This is a genomic window from Exiguobacterium sp. s80 (genome assembly GCF_018618725.1).
GTDB lineage: Bacteria > Bacillota > Bacilli > Exiguobacteriales > Exiguobacteriaceae > Exiguobacterium_A > Exiguobacterium_A oxidotolerans.
In genome coordinates this window covers 230,106-249,069 of sequence record NZ_JACSMP010000002.1, presented here as the reverse complement: position 1 = coordinate 249,069, position 18,964 = coordinate 230,106, and the positions used below count along the sequence as shown (strand labels likewise).

The following is an 18,964-nucleotide window of genomic DNA, read 5'->3' as shown; positions in this document are numbered from 1 at the left end:
AACAAACACCCCCCGTCGCTTCGTCTGCGACGGGGGGTTCACTTTATTTCTGTTTTTCTTGACGATTCAAAATGAAATAGGCAATCGCCGGAAGCGGAAATTGAACGAGTCCTGCTCCCCCCCATACCCATGGGTTGCGTCCTGTCTTGCGGGCACCAAGAAAGAGGAACGTGGCTTGAGCACCTAATAGTGCTGCGATGCTTGTCCAGACTCCTTTTGGTACTTTTTTAATCGATTTCACCATGATATTACACCTCTCTTCGTTTATGCATCAGTAGACTTTCTTCTCTTTCCCATTCTATATTCCCTGCTTATGAGCATCAAAACAGATGTTCCGCTAAGTTCATGCTAAACTGAACAGGCAAATCCATATTCTAGTTTCATTGAAGGAGGAGTATATACATGCAATACGCAAAACTTTCAAATGGTATCACGATTCCACAGATCGGGTTCGGTGTCTGGCAAGTCGATGAAGAGACGGAAGCACCGGCTGCCGTCGCAGAAGCACTTCGCGTCGGTTACCGTCATATCGATACGGCTGCCGTCTACAAAAACGAACGTGGTGTCGCAAAAGGAATCAAAGAAAGCGGCGTGAAACGTGAAGAACTCTTCTTGACGTCTAAAGTTTGGAACGATGACATTCGTGCCGGACGGACGAAAGAGGCTTTCGCTGAGTCACTTGAGCGACTAGAAACCGATTATCTCGATCTTTATCTCATTCACTGGCCGGTCGAAGGTTATGTCGAAGCATGGAAAGCCATGGTCGAACTTTACGAAGCAGGTAAAATCAAGGCGATTGGTGTATCGAACTTTAAAGAACATCATCTCGATACACTTGCTGAAGAAGGACTCATGACGCCGATGATCAACCAAGTCGAGCTTCATCCACAACTTCCACAGCATGAATTGCATGAGTACTTGCAAGATCACAGCATTCAAGTCGAAGCATGGAGCCCACTCATGCAAGGTAAGTTCCTTGAAATCAATGATTTCAAAGAGATTGCTGAAAAACATGGTAAGAGCCCATCACAAGTCGTTCTACGTTGGCACCTCGATAACGGAATCGTTGCGCTTCCGAAATCAGTCACACCAGAACGGATTGCTGAAAACTTCGATGTGTTTGATTTCCAACTCGATGCAGACGACCTCGAACAAATCGATCGTCTCGCGACAGAAGTCCGCCTCGGACCGGACCCTGACGAAATTGACTTTTAATCCACTGACCGATACACGAAAGACTGCTGACGGGACCTATCCCGTAGCAGTCTTTTTTTAAGCGTAATAAATAAGAATCGTCTCTTCTGTCGTTTCAGCCTTGCTGAAGTATGCGCGTAAATCAGCAAACTGTTCCCACACGTCGTCGAATTCTCCATGTTGCCCCGCTTCATCATAAATCGTCTCAAGTGACCGACGATCAAAATTTCGCATGACTTCTGCTGAGATGATGATTAACGGAAGAGGGAGAATCCCGACAATTGCTGCTTGTGTTTCGTTGACAATCAACTCTTCACCGACAATCGCTCGACCTAAGTTGTAATGGGTCTCTTGATCGATATAGATATCGATTTGATTCATCAAGTGATAGAGGGCTGCCGTGTCTTCCAGAGCAAATAGCTGTTCATAATCCGGCTGCGTCTCATGGATAAAAAGAATCCAGTCCATGATGATATGCGGGTCGTCACCAAACGAATCCCAAACGGCATCCGCGACACGAACGTAATGTACGTTTTCCATCCTCCCTCTCCTTTCTTCGTTTCTTTAATAGCTATTCCCATTTTTTCGATGCTTTAGTAATTTTTTTAGAATCTGCGTACTAAAAAGCAACGAAAAAAAACGCTCTCACCTTCTGATAGCACGTTGTCTACATGCAAAAAGAACCAGCAAAATGCCGGTTCTTTTTGATTAAATCGCTTTTTCTTTTGATTCGTCCGTTTCCCACGCCTCAAGAGATTCTTTACCTGGTAAGTTCGGAATCGAATTCGCATAAAAGCGCGGATCTTTTCCGGCTTTTCGTTGTTCGAGGTAATCATCAAGTGCGAGTTTCGCGATTTTAGATAAGCGGAAAATCGCATACAAGTTGACGACTGCCATCAAGCCCATGAAAATATCAGCAAGCGCCCAGACAAGACCTGCCGTCTGTACGACTGAACCGAAGACAATCATCCCGAGTACGATGACACGGTAAGCCATCATCAGTGTTTTATTGTCATTAATGAAGCTGATGTTCGATTCACCGTAATAATAGTTTCCGATGATTGAACTAAATGCGAACAAGAAGATCGCAAGTGCCATGAACGTCGTCGCAAACACTCCGACCTGAGTCGAGAGTGCGTTTTGCGCGAGTTCGATCCCGGCAACTGCTTTTCCGTTCGCGTCTTTCGTCGCGACATCACTGACGAGGATGATCATCGCTGTTGACGAACAAATGAGTAACGTATCAACAAATACACCGAATGATTGAATCAAACCTTGCTTGACGGGGTGTGACACTTCAGCCGTCGCAGCAGCATTCGGAGCAGAACCCATACCGGCTTCATTCGAGAACAGACCACGACGAATTCCGTTAAGAACTGCAGCACCAATTGCTCCGCCAGCAAGCGTCTTGAACTCTAAAAGTCCCTCTTGGAAAATCAAGCCGAAGACGTTCGGCAACAATTCAAGATTCGTAATCATAATGAAGAGGGCGATTAAAATGTATCCGCCCGCCATGATCGGAACAAGAAATGCAGAGACCGTTGCAATACTACGTACTCCACCGAAAATCACGAGTGATGTTAATAAAACGAGTGCAATCGTGATCCACATCTTATCGATGCCATACTGACTTTGAAGTGACAATGAAATCGTATTCGATTGAACCGAGTTAAAGACAAACCCGAACGAGATTGTAATCAAGATACTGAAGACGATTCCGAGCCACCGTTGGCCAAGCGCTTTTTCCATGTAGTAGGCAGGGCCCCCACGCCATGCCTTCTCATCACGGACTTTATAAATTTGAGCAAGTGTACTTTCGACGAATGCTGACGCTGAACCGATCAAGGCAATCAGCCACATCCAAAAGACGGCACCGGGTCCACCTAGTGCGATGGCTGTCGCAACACCGGCAATGTTCCCGGTCCCGACACGTGCAGCCGTACTGATCGCGAACGCTTGGAATGGTGAGACGCCATCCTTTCCTTTATCTGTTCCCTGGAACAGTAACCGTAACATTTCAGGTAACATCCGGAATTGGACGAATCCCATGCGAATCGTAAAATAAATGCCTAAGCCAACAAGTAAGATGATCAGGACGCTCGACCATAATACATCACTAATATTCGTTACGATATCCATCAGTTGTTTCTCCATACAGGCTCCCCCACTTCTCTCTTATGTAACATTTCTTCACATGTGTTCTATAATACGAAAGTTTTTTTGAAAAATCAAATACAGTTGTATCAGTCAACTTCTGATTACGAGGCATTTCTATCCATTTCCTCACATTAGATGTGAGGTTTTTCGTTTACGAACAAAAAAAGAACGGCCTCACTCAAAAGGAGGGACGGCTACCAATTAAACGGAATCAGGACTTTTTCATGCGTGTCCCAAATACACACTAAGCCATCGTGAAAAAGAAGCATTTACATCGAAATGGCCGATGATTCCGTGGAAGTGGAATCATCGGCCATTCGATTAACGGAGGACGGAAACGTTTATCCTCAACTCCTATGGGAAAAGGAAACGTGATTCGCGTTTCCGTCAGGAAGAGGTAAGACCCGGCATGACCGCATGAAATGCGGGCTGCCGCGGCTTACCTTCCGCCCAAGGAAAGTGAGGATGGCGGAAACGTCCGTCACAAGGATGGATGTTCATCTGAATTAGTCACCCCCTCCATCTTTAGACAAACACTTAGAGCCCCTCCACTTTTCGCGGAAGGGCTCTTTTCGATTCTTTAGATGAATAGATTTAAGTTGGCATCGTCTGTCGCACCAAGATAACTTGCGACCCCACCATAATCGATATCATCTAACAATTCTTCTTTTTTAATCCCCATGATGTCCATCGACATCGTACACGCAATCATCCGGACGCCTGCTGCTTGCGCTTTTGCCATCATCGTCTCTAGCGCATCGACTTGTTTGTCCTTCATGACTTTTTTCATCATTTTTTGACCGGCGCCTGCCATGTTCATGTTGGATAATGGAAGATCACCGGCATGTTTCGGCATCATCATCCCCATCATGCGTTCCATCGGTGCTTTGTCGACGGCTGGTGCATCCGGCTTACGAATGACATTCAGTCCCCAGAACGTGAAGAACATCGTGACTTGTTTGCCCATCGCTTGTGCACCTTGTGCGATGACGAATGACGCAAGTGCTTTATCAAGATCACCACTGAAGACGACCATCGTCGCGTCATCTGCTTTTGCGACAGGTGCCGTTGTCACGTGTTGCTCCGTTTGTCCTTGCCCTTTTTCAAGTAAAACTTCGACAATTCCCTGATTCATTTCTGCCGTATGGACGGTATGTCCGAGCTTTGTTGCCCATGCCTGGACGTCCGGTAAGAAACCAGGATCCGATGCTTTAATGAAGACTTGGTCTCCGTCCTGCAGTTGATCAATCTTTGTTTTTAATTCAACGATTGGTCCCGGGCACTGTAATCCACATGTATCGAGCAGCGTGATTTGCTCTGCTTTCACGGCTTGTTTCGGCTCACTTTTAATCGTCGTCACTGCTGTTTCCTCCCGTGCTTGGTTTCGCGCTTCTTGATCGCGATTGACCGTCGCCCATGTTTTATATCCGCCGCTCAAGTTCTTCACGTCGAAGCCGTTTTGTTTAAGGAGCTGACTCGCGACATATCCCCGTAATCCGACTTGGCATGTCACGTAGATTGGCTGATCCTTCGGTAGCTCGTCGAGTGACGTGCGAAGCGTCGGTAATGAGATATTGACCGAGCCCGGAATCGAACCGAGTTCATTTTCAGACGGTTCACGGACATCGAGTAACAATCCGCCGGCTGCGACGATTTGATCAATTTCATGCCAATGGACGTTTTCGCTGTCCCCTAACACGATATTCGAAGCGATGTATCCTGCCATGTTGACGGGATCTTTCGCCGAGCTATACGGTGGTGCGTATGATAATTCAAGGTCTGGCAAGTCGAGGACCGTTAATCCACCTTTGATTGCCGTCGCTAAGACATCAATCCGTTTTTCGACACCCGTCATCCCAATCGCTTGCGCGCCGTAAATCGTTCCGTCAATCGGATCAAACAAGAGTTTCATTGAGATTGGACTGGCACCCGGATAATAACCGGCGTGCGAACCCGGATGGAGATGAACCGCTTCATAGCGGCGACCAGACTGTTTCAACCGTTTTTCGTTATTTCCGGTCGAAGCGACCGTCATATCGAATACTTTTGCGACGGCTGTACCGAGCGCACCTGTATATTTGACGTCGCGTCCGGCGATGATGTCTGCAACGAGACGCCCTTGACGATTCGCCGGCCACGCGAGTGGAACATGCATCGCCTCTCCTGTCACGTAATCTTTCACTTCGATGGCGTCACCAATCGCAAAGATCGATGGATCAGATGTCCGTAACGTGTCATCGACTTTGATTGTATTCTTGATTCCCAACTCAAGTTTTGCTTCCGCCGCAAGGTTACTTTCCGGCATGACACCAATCGACAAGATGTTCATTTCCGTTTCAATCGTCTTGCCGCTCGTCAAGACAACACGTCTCCCTGCCTCTTCAAAGCGGGCGACACCATCCGATAAAATCAACTCGACCCCTTTTGCGCGTAGATGTTCATGGACGATGGCTGCCATTTCCGGATCGACCGGTGCCATGACTTGATCCATCATTTCAACCAATGTGACTTTCGCACCACGTTCGACCAAGTTTTCTGCCATTTCAAGCCCGATGAACCCCCCACCGATGACGACGGCACGTGCGGGACGGTTCTCATCGACATATTGACGCATCCGGTCCGTATCCGGAATGTTACGTAACGTAAAGATGTTCGTCGCTTCTTCGATACCAGGAATTGATGGACGCATCGGTTTTGCTCCTGGTGAAAGAATTAAGTTGTCATATGACTCCTCATATTCTTCACCTGTATCGACTTTACGGATTGTGACCGTTTTTTGTTCACGATTGATTTGAATCGCTTCCGACAGATTCCGAACATCCAAGTTAAACCGGGCATGCATCCCCTCAGGTGTTTGGACGAGTAGCTTGTTCCGGTCTTTGATGACATCCCCGATATAGTACGGTAATCCACAGTTCGCGAACGAAATCTCTTTTCCACGTTCTAACAAAATGATTTCCGCCGTTTCATCCAACCGGCGTAATCGTGCTGCAGCGGTCGCTCCACCTGCTACTCCACCAACAATGATTGTTTTCATGTCTGTTTTCCTCCTAAATCGAATCGTACTCTCTATGCTTTACAATATACCCATTAAGGTATGTGGTTTCAAGTAGTTTGCTCTACATTTCACATACTTGTCTTATTTTCAAACTGTTTCTTCTTTAAATGATAACGGACATTAGTTGCAATTCCTCTTAAAATGCTTGAAACTGAGATTACAGTATCTATAAGGGGGATTTAAAATGGACCAGGACCGTAACTCGAACGAAACGAATGAGGACAACAAGGTCACACCGCTTCACCCAGAACGTAATCAAGAAGGAACAAACGAAAACGGGGTAACGGAAGTTCAACAACAACACTTGGAAGCATTCCAAGCGTTCTTAGTCGAAAAAGGCATTCCAATGGAAGCACGTGAAAATGAAACACACGTCTTCTTTATGACACAAGAAAAAACACCAGCTGGCGCTGAGCCGATGATGATGATCGTCTTCAGTAAAACGACGACGGACGTTGAGTTATTCGCTCGTACCGTTACGCACGTTCCAGACGGTGTCGAAGATCTTCCTATCTTAAACGCAATCAATGACTTCAACCAAGAGTTCAAGTACTTCCGCGTCGTCCTCGATAGCGATCGCGACGTAACGATTGCTTCAACAATCGACTTAGATCACGGCTTCAACCCGGCTGCCATCTTCGGCCACTCGGTCATGATGTTCCAAGCCTCTGACGAAGTGTACGCGTATTTAACGAAATTGTATGACCAAATTCAATAATTTATATTTAAAAAAAATGGCTCCGGAGATTTCTCTGGAGCCATTTTTTTGTTTTAAGTTCAATTGACAATGAGAATTATTCTCGTTATAGTGAGAATTGTGAAAACGACATCATTTTGTAGATAATTTTATTTTTCCTGGGGGAATGAGACAGATGAAAAAACGATTTAAAGTAGCGTCACTCTTTATGGTAGCCGGATTACTCGCAGCTTGCGGAACGGATGAAAAAGAAACAACGACAGCTCCAAAAGAAGACAAAACGGAGCAAACGTCTGATAAAAACACGAATGCCGGAATCGCCGCAACGACATTAACGGACGAATTGACACTCTTCAGCTCAATCAAGACAGAACTCGATAAAGCGAAAGAAGGACAAGCCATCGATTGGAAGATGGTCCAGACGAGTTATGAATCGAAGTTAAAAGGTGGCGTCGCAACTGCCGCTCCTGAAATCGAACAAGTCGTCACTTCTGCCCTCGCAGGCGTCGAATCAAAGGATTTGGATGAGAACATTGCCCGTCAGCTTGTCGATAAAGGACTTCAGTCTTACTTCTATAAACTCCAAAAATCAATGCAAGCAACAGCAGAAGAAGCAGTCGCGGCCGGAAAAACGGATGACGCCATGGCGACGTTAGGAAATATCAAAAACATGGCGGAAACTGTCTTCATCCCGACAGCCGAAAAGCGCGATGCGAGTTATGACTTCAAAAACGAAGAAGCCATCGCACAAGCGATCACGTCCGGTCTCGCAGCACAAGAAGACGCCATCTCGGCTGAAAACGTCGCTGACTTTAAAGTCGCAAAACAGTTGACGGATAAGTCGATTTACCGTTCATTCTATCTCGCAGCACTCGGTTATGCACAAAAAATCGAGGATGGCGCTAAATCCGGTGCCGACGAACAAGAGTTACAAATGGAACAAGCAGAAGGCTACGGATTCTTACTCGCAATCGAAGAGTCACTTGCCGGTGGCGATGAAGCCGCCGTCGCAAAACTAAAAGAACAATACGACTTCTCAAAAACAAAACCAGCAGACGTCTCTTATGAAGAGATCGAAGGACTCTTCGCCAAAGCATTGACGAAGAAAGTCGTCGGTTATCATGAAGAAGCAATGGAAGCACTCGAAGCGAAAGATGTCGATACAGCACGTGTCGAAGCGATGGAAGCGAACATGTTCGTCATCGCGATGAAGCCGACCCTCGAAAATCGTCTCGGTAAAGAAGAGGCAGACGCTGTTCTTGCTGACGCTAACACATGGTACGATCTCATCGAAAAAAATGACGCAGAAGCGGAAACGGTGAGCAAAAAAATCGTCGATGCGCTCGATACGTTCAACTAAGCAAGACGATTGGAGGAACTTCCTTTGAACATCGGAATTACGGGTGGCGCTGGCTTCATCGGTGCTGCACTTGCAACTCGTTTGCGTACTAGTGGTCATACCGTATCGATCATCGATGCCTTCACCGATTATTATGCAAGCGACTTGAAACGCGAACGGGCAGCGGAGCTGACACGACTTGGCGTAAACATCTGTGAAGCAGATGTCCACGTCGGACTCGATGCCTGGTGTTCATCCGGTCAATTCGATGCCCTGTTCCATCTTGCTGCTTTACCTGGCGTTCCCGGATCTTTACGTGAGCCGCATCGCTACATCAAAGAAGATATCGATATGACGGTGACCGTCCTTGAAGCGGCAAAACAACATCAGATTCAGCAAGTCTTGTTTGCCTCTTCTTCTTCGGTTTACGGGGAGCAGACAGGTGCGTTGAGCGAACAGCAGGCGACCGGTCAAGTCGTCAGTCCATACGCCGCGGCAAAGTATAGTGCCGAGACGTTCTGTAATGCCTATCAAAACCTATATGGATTACAGGTTACGATCTTCCGCTTCTTTACGGTCTACGGACCATCCGGGCGCCCGGATATGGCGCTTTACCGCTTCATCGAACAAGCGCTTCGTGGTCAAGAACTTGTCGTGTTCGGTGACCCGGTACGCGACTTCACGTACATCGATGACATTACACGCGGGATGGAACAAGCACTTCAAGCGCGCGCAATCGGGACTTATAATTTAGGGGCGAATCGACCGGAGTCGGTCCGAACGATTGCCAGGTCCCTCAGTGAGCGATACGGTGTTCCGGTAACGTTCACCGAGCAAAGAGAAGGAGATGTCTCGATGACATGGAGTAATACGGAAGCTGCACGACAAGCATTCGACTACACGCCCTCCGTTACCTTGAATGAAGGACTCGAGCGGATGATTACATGGCATCTCGGGCGCATGTAATCCGTACAACCGCAAGCGTCCTCTTGACGCTTGCGGTTGTTTTTTTATTAATTCGGTTCGTGCTCGAGTTACCTGTCCTCTATGATTACTTGCGCACCCTTTCACGCTCTTACTGGACGCTACTCGCAAGCTTGTTGTATGCAGGTGCTTTTTATGTCCGCGCTGTCGCCTGGCGCGTGGCTGATCAGCGGCAGGCACCCTTGCCAATCTATTTGACGAGCCTCTATCTCGGCCTTGCCGTCAATCACTTGTCACCCGTCAAACTCGGCGAAGGTGTTCGCCTGCTGACGGCACGTGCCATCGCTAGTCCCTTAAAACGGACAACGGCAATCCTTGTCGCACAGCGCGGCATTGATTTGGTCGTCCTCGGATTCTTCGTCTCGCTCGGCTTGCTCGCGACGAAAACAGCTCTTCCTGCAGGTATCGCGATTGTGCTCGGTGTACTCGCCTTAGTCGTCGTCCGCCCTTTTTTACGGACGATGTACGCATTAATCGGGTATGGCACACTCGCTTGGTGTTTGGAAGCGGGCGCCGTTTACTGCTTATTCTTAGGCGTGAACGCTGTCCTTCCCTTCCCCCTCGTCTTAATCGCGATGAGTGCCGGTGTCTTGTCCGGAATTGCTCAATTCACCCCCGGTGGTCTCGGCACGTATGAGCTCGCCATGGGAACGGTTCTACAGACGGCAGGCGTCGACCATCCTTATGAACTTGCCTTGATGACGCACACGTTCAAATATGCTTTCGCCTTCATCGCACCTTTGTATTTTTTGGTCAGACATCACCGTAGTGTCACATTACTGTTTCGCCAATTCAAGAATCAACAGAAAGGAGGATCTTCATGAAAAGTGCTTCACGTTTTGAAAAAGTCGCAGCCCGTATGTGGAATCTGTTGAATGAAGGAAAACCATTCACCCCGATTTTTACAATCGGTGTCTTCCTCAGCTACTGCCTTTTGTTCCAACAGACACTGAGCGGTGCCGGCTTCGGATTTTTAGTGACGTTGCCTTTATTCGTACTGTACTGGAAATTTGATTTCCCGCTGTTCCTTCGTAATTATTTATGGATGCCCGTCATCGTCTGGTTATTCCTTGAAGGAACGGATACACGGCTCCTGCCCCTATTCGCTTACGGAGCAGGTCTTTATTTCTTCTTCACGATTTTCTTCTGGGGAACGATTTATTACCATTTACGGATTGGAACGGACTGGCTCAACTTCACGCGTTTTTGGAAACTCGTCCTCAAGAACAGTGACTCGACGAGTGGTAACGCGCAAGAACAACTACCGAAAGTCGCACTCTTACTTGCCTACTGGCAAACAGCGTCAATCAATCCGACCTTTGACTGGTCGTACGTCTTGTTCCCTGCCGGATTGTTACTATTTGCTTGGATTCTCCACCATTATCTCTTCGACTGGAAACCGAAACTTCCGACTGAGCCGACAAAAGACGTCAGCTTGCCGACTTCAGACAAAGTCTACGTCTTGATTGTCGACGGGATGCGAAAAGACCGATACATGGCTGCGAACACTCCGTTTCTCGAGCGATTGCGTCAAGAAGGAACGGAATATACGAATATGGAAACCGTCTACCCGGCCCGGACAGTCGTCTGCTTCAGCTCGATGTTCACGGGAGCACGTCCGGAAGATCACGGAATTCATTCCAACATGGTCTGGAATACGACCGGTGTCAAAACGGATACCGTCTTCGACCGGTTGCGTGCCGTCAATAAATCCGGCAAGATTCTCGGGATTGCCCACCTCGTCGATGCGTTCGGTTCGACCGACGTCAGTACCGTGACAGCCGTCATGCATAATGATGTCGCCGACCGCAACATCATCGAACGGGCCAAGCAAATCGTTCACGAAGAAGATCCGGATTTGCTTGCAATCCAATTAATCGGAACGGATCAAACCGGTCATAGTCGCGGGACGCTCTACTCGGAATATATTCAAAAAATCGAGGAAGCCGATGCGCTACTCGCAGAGTTTTGTGAAGAACTCGATCGTCTCGGTAAGTTAGACGATGCGACACTGATCGTCATGGCCGATCATGGTCAAGCCGACGGGATCGGCGGGCATGGTCACCTCGACGAAGGAGAACGTTTCGTCCCATTTTGGATGTATGGCAAACACATTCATGCTGGTCGCAAGGTCGATACACACCGGCATATCCTGTCGCTTGGACCAACGATTACGAAGTTGCTTGGTGCCGATATCCCGCACGACAGTCGTGGCGTATTGTTGACGGAAGCTTTTAAGGAGGAACGCTCATGAAGAAAATCGTCGTCTTCCTTCCGGCTCACAATGAAGAAACCTCTCTCCCACTCGTCTTAAAACGAATCCCGGATGAGATTGACGGAATCCCCGTCGAAACGATTGTCATCGATGATGGATCGACCGATGCTACATCGACCGTCGCAACCCTGAACGGTGCTCAAGTCTACCGGTTCGAACAAAATCGTGGTCTTGGCGCTGCGGTCCGCGAAGGATTGTATCGCGCTTATGACCATGATGCGACCGTCGCCGTGATGATTGATGCGGACAACGAGTACCCGGCCGATCAAATTCCGGACGTCGTTCGACCGATCTTAGCGAACGATGCGGATTATGTCTTCGGATCACGATTCCTCGGGACGATTGACGGAATGCGCCTCTATCGCTATATTGGGAATCACGTCTTTACGTGGCTTCAATGTGTTTTACTGAAACGAAAAATTCATGACGGACAAAGCGGGATGCGTGCTTTCTCACGCGCTGCTTGCAAACACGCGGAAATCATCCACGATTACAACTACGCGCAAGTCTTGACGTTGAACCTCGTTCGTAAAGGATTCCGTCTGAAAGAAGTACCGATTCGTTACCGGGTACGTGAATCAGGAAAATCTTTTATCCGCTTGAACTATATTCAACGTGTGGTCCCTGCCATTTACAAAGAGTGGCGTCGACCAATCGTTGCACTACCGATTGAAGAACGTTTTGAACGAAAGGAGCATCTCGGATGATAAAACGTTTAGTCCTTCCGGTCGTTGTTTTCTTCTGTCTCCTCGCGACTCCTTTATCGGCGTTTGCTTACAGCTATGGTGACCCGGGCAAAGAAGCTTTTGCGGAAGCTTATAAACAATTTGAGGAACAGCTCGATCAAAAAGATTATGCACTTGCGAAGGAAACGATTGACGCGTATGATAAAGAATTTAAACTTTACTTCCCTGAAGCGAAGGAAAAAATTGATGCTGCGTTAGCGGAAGAAGACGCAGAGAATGCCAAACAGGCGTATCGCGTTGCCTTACGTCAAAACATCGAACGTCGTCTTCATTTTGCGGATGAGCAGTTCGAAGACTTCGGACAGGCGAAGCTGTTACTTGCGAAAGCACGCGGCACATATGATGTACTTGCTCCTTATGTCAAAGAAAGCACAGATGCAAAAACGTCCGATGCATTGTATACTGCGTTTGACGATGCACTTACTGCGCTCGGGAACCCCGGACTGTTCGGAGTCGGGAAAAAAGCGAGTGATAAAGAAACATTTGATCAAAACATTGCATTAATCGAAGATACAATTACACCACTATTCGTTTTACCCGGAGAAGAAAAAACCGGTTTATTTGAAGAAGAGGATTCGATTTTCGGACAATCCTTCGGAACAGATGAGATTTGGAAAACGATTGCGATTGGTCTTGTCATCGTTCTAATCGTCATCGTCATCATCGGTCAACGAAAAAAGAAACGTCAACATCACTGATTAGGGAGGAAGGACGATGGATTTTCAAGCGTTTTTAATTACGCTTCGTGAATGTCTCGAAGCTGTCTTGATCGTCGGTTTGATTCTCGGCTATCTCGATCGACTCAACGCACCGCAATATAAAAAATGGGTCTATGCCGGAGTCGGACTTGCGCTGCTCGCGAGCCTCGGTGTCGCCTTTTTATTCCAAGTCGTCTTTACGAGTTTCGCAAGCTTCGGTAGCGACACGTACTTGCGTCTTGGTATTATGATGATCTCCGTCATCTTACTGACACACATGGTGCTCTGGATGGGGAAAGAGGCGAAAGAAAACCAACAGGCCTCGCAGGCAAAAGTCGCGGCGGCGGTCTCGACAGGCAGTGCCATCACGATGATCATCCATTCGTTCCTCGTCATCGTCCGAGAAGGCATCGAGACGGTTTTCTTCTTCGCTGCCATTTCCGGCGGTGAAATCGAGAAAGTCTTGACGAGTTATGGTGCCGTGTCTGGTCTCTTGCTCGCACTCATTTTCGGTTACCTGTTCGTTTCCGGAACGATGAAGATTCCAGTCAAACGTTTCTTCCAAGTGACAGGCATCCTGATTCTGTTTATTGCTGCCGGCATGCTCGTCCAAACGATTGGACGTTTCCAAGACCTTGGACTGCTCGGAAGCCTGTTGACGAACGCCGATGGAACACCGGCAGCCTTGTATAACATCGTCGGGTTTATGCCGGAACACTACATCGACCAAATTCAATATTTGCGCGATACAGGCAATCCGACATTAATCAGCGGACAAATCGGTACGTTTATGGGTGCGATGTTCGGCTACAGCCATAATCCATCACTTGAGCAAGTGATCGCCTGGTGGGGCTACTTCGCGTTTGCCGGTTTCATGCTGATGCGTCAAAATCGAACACCAAAAGCAGCCAAAAACCTTCAGGAGGTTTCTTGACCGTTCGGAGCGATCGTCTACTTGGACGATCGCTTTTTTTCACGCTCTGTTTCGCCATCTCACTATTGCTGGGTGTTCATCTTTATCTGGTCAGCCCGTTTGTCGCAAGCTACGACATCGCCAACTTTACGTTAGCGGTTGGACAGTATGATTTGGCGAATTTGCAGCCACATTTTCCGGGGTACCCGTTTTTCATCTTACTCGCGACAGGTCTCACACGACTCGGGCTTGAACCCGTCCGTGCGCTTGGCATCGTCTCGACGCTTGGCTTCACGAGCGGACTGATTCCGTTATATTTGCTGTTAAAACGTCAGTCGTTTGATACAGCACGTTTACTAGCTGCTTTCACTGTCATCTCGGTTGCTTCACTCGTCGTCATCTCTGCGACCGGGATGTCGGACGGTCTTGCACTTGGTGTCCTCTGTTGGTTCATGTGGAGTGTCGAACGTGCTCGGCACGGTCATTTCCGTCTTTTGCCGTACCTCTTATTCGGACTGTTGATGGCAACACGATTATCCTATGCGCCGTTCGGAATCGTGTTACTCTTTTTACTTTGGCAAACCCGAAAAGACTACTGGCAACTCCTGTCCGAACTGGCGACGTTACTCCTGGCACAACTTGCCTGGCTGTTACCGGTCGCCTTCTCGGTCGGGGGACCCGCGTCCTTCGCTCAATTGTCACTCAGTTTCGTGACGGGTCACTTTTCGGACTGGGGCGGTACGGCACAAACGGACGAAGCCTCGTTGATTGAACGACTTGGATTGACACTCAAACAAATCGTTTGGCATGGTTTAGGATTTACAAGTTGGCTCGGTCTTGCTTCAGGGCTATTCTTGTTCTGTCAACGAATCCGTCCGCTTCCTCTTTGGTGGAGCGTCACCGGTACTGGTTATTTCCTTTGGGTCTGGTTGGCCCAAAACATTGATAAACCACGCCATGTTTTACCTCTCGTCTTACTGCTCGTCTTCCTGCTTGTTCGCCATCTGTCAGTGCGTTGGCTCGTCCCATTTTTATGTATTCAATTGGTGATGGGAAGTATCGCCTTGTACCGCCAAGCGACAATTGAACCGGCAACTATCCAGTTGGCGGATGCCATTACCGGTTTACCGGCGTCAGCGACCATCTTTACGGATGAAGAAGACCGCCAGTTTTTGATGGCACGTCCTGACGCTACGATCGTTCCGATTGGATCTGTCAGCAAATGGCGGGCGGAGCCTAAATCAGCGGAAGTTTACCTGACCAGACGATTACTCAAACAGTTGCGGGTGGCAGATGTATCGATTGAAGTGACGGAGGTTTTCCGCTTCACGAGTGACCCCCGGTTTGAACCGGAGGATGCGGAGGCGCGGTTGTACCGGTTAAACTTGAATGAAGAAGCTCCGAGATAAAAATTCTTTTTTCATTATTTTTTTCAGATGATTAGAAAATGATTGCTTCTTAACCTATTAGTTGAAGTAAACGTAAAAAATCACTCTTTTCCACGCGCTTTCCTCAGGCGAGACACAAGCCAGTTTTCCTGCCTCCATGAGGCAGAAAATCGGGTCTTGTTTGTCTCTGACAGCGCAAGTCGTCTTGCGCTTTTTCCTGTAGGAGTCGCGTGAAGCGAGTGATTTTTTGATTTCAGATTCTTGATGGATGGATTTTAACAGCTTAACAAAACGTCGTTGAGAAGCAGACAAGACGAAGACTCCTGCGGGAAAAGCGGAACAGGTGAGACCCCGTAAGTCGCGCAGGCGACGCGGAGGCTCACGTTTCGCCCGCGGAAAGCGAAGTCTTGTCTGCGTATCAACGAATCTTGAAATGAATTCAAAGTACTTCACTCATCATTCAAGTTGCATACGGTCGTTCCATGTAATCAAATTGTCCGCCACTGATTTCAATCGTCTTGACCGGGACGAATCCAAGACGTCGATAGAGACGTTGCGCCCCAGCATTCGTCTGATCGGCATTTAACGTAAACGCGCGTAATCCACGCTTCTCCCCTTCGTCCGCTGCTGCCTGCAACAGCTCAGACCCGATTCCTCTTCCGCCATATGCCGGATCGACCGACAATGTATCGAGATAAAAGACGTTTCCTTCCGTCTCTTGATCAATTTGTATCTCTTGACCTGTCCACGCGAGGAGCTGACGTTTAATCGGTTCATCCAACTGCGCTGCATCCACTCCCGCATATGCGATGACGATGCCGACGACGCGCCCATCGAGCTCCTTGACGAGAATGTTCTCGTGACTTAACCGGTTTCCCGTTTGCGTCACAAACAGCGCAAGCCGTTCCAAAATCAATTCCTTCTCCTGCGTTCCGGTCAGTGTCTCGGCAATTTCATGAATCGCCTGTTCAATCAATGGTGCGATTTGATCGGCGTCTTCCGCAGTCGCTTGTCTAATCATTGGGTAGCCCCCTTCTCGTTATCTCTTTTTATCCTAAAACAAAATCCCTCCTGATGTCAGGAAGGATTTTATTTATTTCAGTTGTGGCGCTGGTCTAACTACTGGTACAGTAACCGGTTCGCGTGTCATGACTGAGACGACGCGTCCCGCGATGGCAACTGCAAGTAACGTATAAAGCGTCAAACTGACTGGCAAGTAGACGAGTGAAATGACAAGAACAATTGCATCGAGACTAAATAAAATCGTCCCGATCGATAAACCTGTCACTTTGCTAAGGCCCATTGATAAAAGGTCGTCACCACCGGTCGCAGCACCACTCTTCAACACAAGACCAAGTCCGTATCCCGTGATGATCCCACTCGCAATGGCGGCGATTAACGTTGCCGGCCAGGCCTGTTCCGGGAAATGGAACAAATCGAGCTGATGCCACATCTCATAAAAGAGCGATAGTGCACCTGCTGAGACAAGTGCCTCACTGACAAAGCGTTTTCCTTTAAAATAAAGTGCTCCAATAAAGAATGGAATGTCGAGCACGATCATCGAAATCGATGGATTGATATCAAAGAAATACCGTCCTAATAAAGATAACCCGATAAATCCGCCTTCTGCTAATCCAAACTGTTCATTCAAAGTATAGTAGCCGAACGCCATAAGTAACGTTCCTGCTAAGATGGTTGCGATTCGTTTCATGTTTTATTGTCCTCTCCCGTATCTTCCATGGGAGAGGTTTTATTGTTGCCGTTTGGGTATTCATCTATTTTCGCTCTCCCTGATTTTTTTAACCATTACTGTCTTGTTTACGTAAGACCAGCGATGCTAAAAATCAGGTAAGCTAAATAGATGATCGGTCCTCTCGGTATCCATCGGTTTCCACCCTTTCATTTAGTTCTCCATCTTATTATAACCCGAACTTCAGAAACTAAAACATTTTTACGGACTTTTAACAAAAACGTTATAAGTCATTACCTCTTTGTTCACAAATTCACAATTCAGACAAAACTATGCTCAATTATGAACAAACTACTTGAAACCGACATTGTGAAGTATTACACTAAGGTTATCAAATCGAATGTGATTAATATCACAATTAAACAAAAAGGGGACTTTACTCATGAAAGTAGCAGTCATCGGTTGTACACATGCAGGAACAGCAGCAGTCAAAGAGCTTACGGCAACGAACGAAAACCTTGAAATCACAGTCTATGAACGAAACGATAACGTCTCATTTCTCTCTTGCGGGATTGCCCTTCACGTCGGTGGTGTCGTTGAGCATGCCGAGTCACTCTTCTACTCTTCACCTGACGAGCTGGCTGACCTCGGAGCAACGATGCGCTTGAAACATGATGTCCTTGAAATCGATAGTACGAACCAAACGATTCTTGCGAAAAATCTTCTGACGGGTGAAACCGTTCACGATACGTACGACAAATTAATCATGACAACAGGTTCATGGCCAATCATTCCGATGTTACCGGGCATTGAACTGAATCAAATCGAACTTTGTAAAAACTACCACCATGCTCAAACCATCATCAAAAAAGCAACGGATGCCGAGCGGATTACAGTTGTCGGTGCCGGCTACATCGGTGCTGAACTCGTTGAAGCGTTTGAAGCATACGGCAAAGAAGTGACGTTCATCGACAGTGCCGACCGGATTTTAAATAAATACCTCGATCGTTCATTCACGGATATCATTGAAAGTGAATTGACAGATCGCGGCATTCAGCTCGAGTTGAACCAGACTGTTCAAAGCTTTACCGGCGTAGACGGAAACGTCACACAAGTCGTCACGGACAAAGGAACGTTCGAGACCGATCTCGTCATTCTTTGTGTCGGTTTCCGTCCGAGTACGGAGCTTTTAAAAGGACAAATCGATATGTTACCGAACGGTGCCATCATCGTCGACGACTATATGCGGACGAGTAATCCGAATATCTTTGCTGCCGGTGACAGCTGTGCCGTCTACTACAATCCGGCCCGGACACATGCCTATATTCCACTCGCGACGAACGCCGTCCGTATGGGAACGCTCGTCGGGAAAAACTTACTTGCCCCGACGATTCGTTACCAAGGGACGCAAGGGACGTCCGGTCTCCGGTTATATGACTTAAATATCGCGTCGACCGGCGTCACGGAAGATGCTGCTCCATTCTTTGGACTAGAAGTCATGAGTACGACCGTCACAGATACGTATCGACCTGAATTTATGCCGACTGCAGAAGACGTCCAACTCAAACTTGTTTTTGAACAAAACTCTCATCGCGTCGTCGGGGCCCAAATTATTTCGAAGGTCGATTTGACGCAAGCGATGAATACGTTATCGGTCGCGATTCAAAATGAAATGACGCTTGAAGAACTGGCCTTCGTCGACTTCTTCTTCCAACCGCACTACAACAAACCGTGGAACTTACTGAATCAAGCAGCTCTACAAGGGATGAAAGAGCTGACAGCAGAACGCGTCTGATCGCTCATCCACCTTATCTTTAGTAAAAAT

General features: G+C 47.7%; 17 protein-coding genes. 11 read left to right on the top strand and 6 right to left on the bottom strand.

Features of this window, described 5'->3' with window-relative positions; translation table 11 throughout:
• Window positions 1-43 precede the first annotated feature (43 nt).
• On the bottom strand, window positions 44-244 hold the full coding sequence (locus tag KNP94_RS07740; RefSeq protein WP_088838080.1) for a hypothetical protein: 201 nt from the start codon (window positions 242-244) through the stop codon (window positions 44-46).
• A 158-nt stretch (window positions 245-402) separates the two neighbouring features.
• Here KNP94_RS07740 and KNP94_RS07735 point away from each other — a divergent pair, with 158 nt between their 5' ends.
• A complete protein-coding gene (locus KNP94_RS07735; protein ID WP_088838082.1) occupies window positions 403-1,215 on the top strand; it encodes an aldo/keto reductase in 813 nt (270 codons plus the stop codon).
• Window positions 1,216-1,272: 57 nt separating this feature from the next.
• Here KNP94_RS07735 and KNP94_RS07730 read toward each other — a convergent pair whose 3' ends face one another.
• The 3 genes from KNP94_RS07730 to KNP94_RS07720 all read right to left on the bottom strand — a co-directional run bounded on the left by KNP94_RS07730 (window position 1,273) and on the right by KNP94_RS07720 (window position 6,388).
• Window positions 1,273-1,734: a hypothetical protein gene (locus KNP94_RS07730; RefSeq protein WP_088838083.1), complete on the bottom strand. Its 462-nt coding sequence runs from the start codon at window positions 1,732-1,734 to the stop codon at window positions 1,273-1,275.
• 168 nt (window positions 1,735-1,902) lie between these two features.
• Entirely contained in the window at window positions 1,903-3,348 is a 1,446-nt protein-coding gene (locus KNP94_RS07725; protein WP_214808349.1) for an alanine/glycine:cation symporter family protein, read from the bottom strand.
• 583 nt (window positions 3,349-3,931) lie between these two features.
• Window positions 3,932-6,388: a CoA-disulfide reductase gene (locus tag KNP94_RS07720; RefSeq protein WP_214810967.1), complete on the bottom strand. Its 2,457-nt coding sequence runs from the start codon at window positions 6,386-6,388 to the stop codon at window positions 3,932-3,934.
• 205 nt (window positions 6,389-6,593) lie between these two features.
• Between KNP94_RS07720 and KNP94_RS07715 the strand changes: the two genes are divergently transcribed.
• The 9 genes from KNP94_RS07715 (at window position 6,594) to KNP94_RS07675 (ending at window position 15,470) form a co-directional block, all read left to right on the top strand.
• Window positions 6,594-7,127 carry a type III secretion system chaperone family protein gene (locus tag KNP94_RS07715; RefSeq protein ID WP_088838088.1) on the top strand — a complete coding sequence of 178 codons (534 nt, stop codon included), beginning with the start codon at window positions 6,594-6,596 and terminating at the stop codon, window positions 7,125-7,127.
• A 154-nt stretch (window positions 7,128-7,281) separates the two neighbouring features.
• Entirely contained in the window at window positions 7,282-8,466 is a 1,185-nt protein-coding gene (locus KNP94_RS07710; protein WP_214805264.1) for a hypothetical protein, read from the top strand.
• Window positions 8,467-8,490: 24 nt separating this feature from the next.
• Complete coding sequence (locus tag KNP94_RS07705; RefSeq protein ID WP_088838092.1) at window positions 8,491-9,411, top strand: NAD-dependent epimerase/dehydratase family protein; 921 nt, start codon at window positions 8,491-8,493, stop codon at window positions 9,409-9,411.
• A complete protein-coding gene (locus KNP94_RS07700) occupies window positions 9,390-10,253 on the top strand; it encodes a lysylphosphatidylglycerol synthase domain-containing protein (RefSeq protein ID WP_214805266.1) in 864 nt (287 codons plus the stop codon). The genes KNP94_RS07705 and KNP94_RS07700 overlap by 22 nt, the downstream gene beginning before the upstream one ends.
• On the top strand, window positions 10,250-11,683 hold the full coding sequence (locus tag KNP94_RS07695; protein ID WP_088838095.1) for an alkaline phosphatase family protein: 1,434 nt from the start codon (window positions 10,250-10,252) through the stop codon (window positions 11,681-11,683). Before KNP94_RS07700 ends, KNP94_RS07695 begins: the two co-directional genes overlap by 4 nt.
• Window positions 11,680-12,411, top strand: a complete 732-nt coding sequence (locus KNP94_RS07690) for a glycosyltransferase family 2 protein (RefSeq protein ID WP_088838097.1) — start codon at window positions 11,680-11,682, stop codon at window positions 12,409-12,411. The genes KNP94_RS07695 and KNP94_RS07690 overlap by 4 nt, the downstream gene beginning before the upstream one ends.
• Window positions 12,408-13,148 (top strand): hypothetical protein, encoded by a 741-nt coding sequence (locus KNP94_RS07685; RefSeq protein WP_088838098.1) that lies wholly within the window; start codon window positions 12,408-12,410, stop codon window positions 13,146-13,148. Before KNP94_RS07690 ends, KNP94_RS07685 begins: the two co-directional genes overlap by 4 nt.
• 16 nt (window positions 13,149-13,164) lie before the next feature.
• The gene (locus KNP94_RS07680; protein WP_214802207.1) at window positions 13,165-14,082 is read left to right on the top strand and encodes an FTR1 family iron permease; all 918 of its coding nucleotides are present in this window, start codon (window positions 13,165-13,167) and stop codon (window positions 14,080-14,082) included.
• Window positions 14,079-15,470: a hypothetical protein gene (locus KNP94_RS07675; RefSeq protein WP_215115523.1), complete on the top strand. Its 1,392-nt coding sequence runs from the start codon at window positions 14,079-14,081 to the stop codon at window positions 15,468-15,470. Before KNP94_RS07680 ends, KNP94_RS07675 begins: the two co-directional genes overlap by 4 nt.
• A gap of 439 nt (window positions 15,471-15,909) precedes the next feature.
• Here KNP94_RS07675 and KNP94_RS07670 read toward each other — a convergent pair whose 3' ends face one another.
• Window positions 15,910-16,470 carry a GNAT family N-acetyltransferase gene (locus KNP94_RS07670; protein ID WP_088838107.1) on the bottom strand — a complete coding sequence of 187 codons (561 nt, stop codon included), beginning with the start codon at window positions 16,468-16,470 and terminating at the stop codon, window positions 15,910-15,912.
• Window positions 16,471-16,542: 72 nt separating this feature from the next.
• Window positions 16,543-17,160 carry a YitT family protein gene (locus KNP94_RS07665; RefSeq protein WP_088838108.1) on the bottom strand — a complete coding sequence of 206 codons (618 nt, stop codon included), beginning with the start codon at window positions 17,158-17,160 and terminating at the stop codon, window positions 16,543-16,545.
• A gap of 421 nt (window positions 17,161-17,581) precedes the next feature.
• Between KNP94_RS07665 and KNP94_RS07660 the strand changes: the two genes are divergently transcribed.
• Window positions 17,582-18,934: an FAD-dependent oxidoreductase gene (locus tag KNP94_RS07660; protein ID WP_215115522.1), complete on the top strand. Its 1,353-nt coding sequence runs from the start codon at window positions 17,582-17,584 to the stop codon at window positions 18,932-18,934.
• Window positions 18,935-18,964 lie beyond the last annotated feature (30 nt).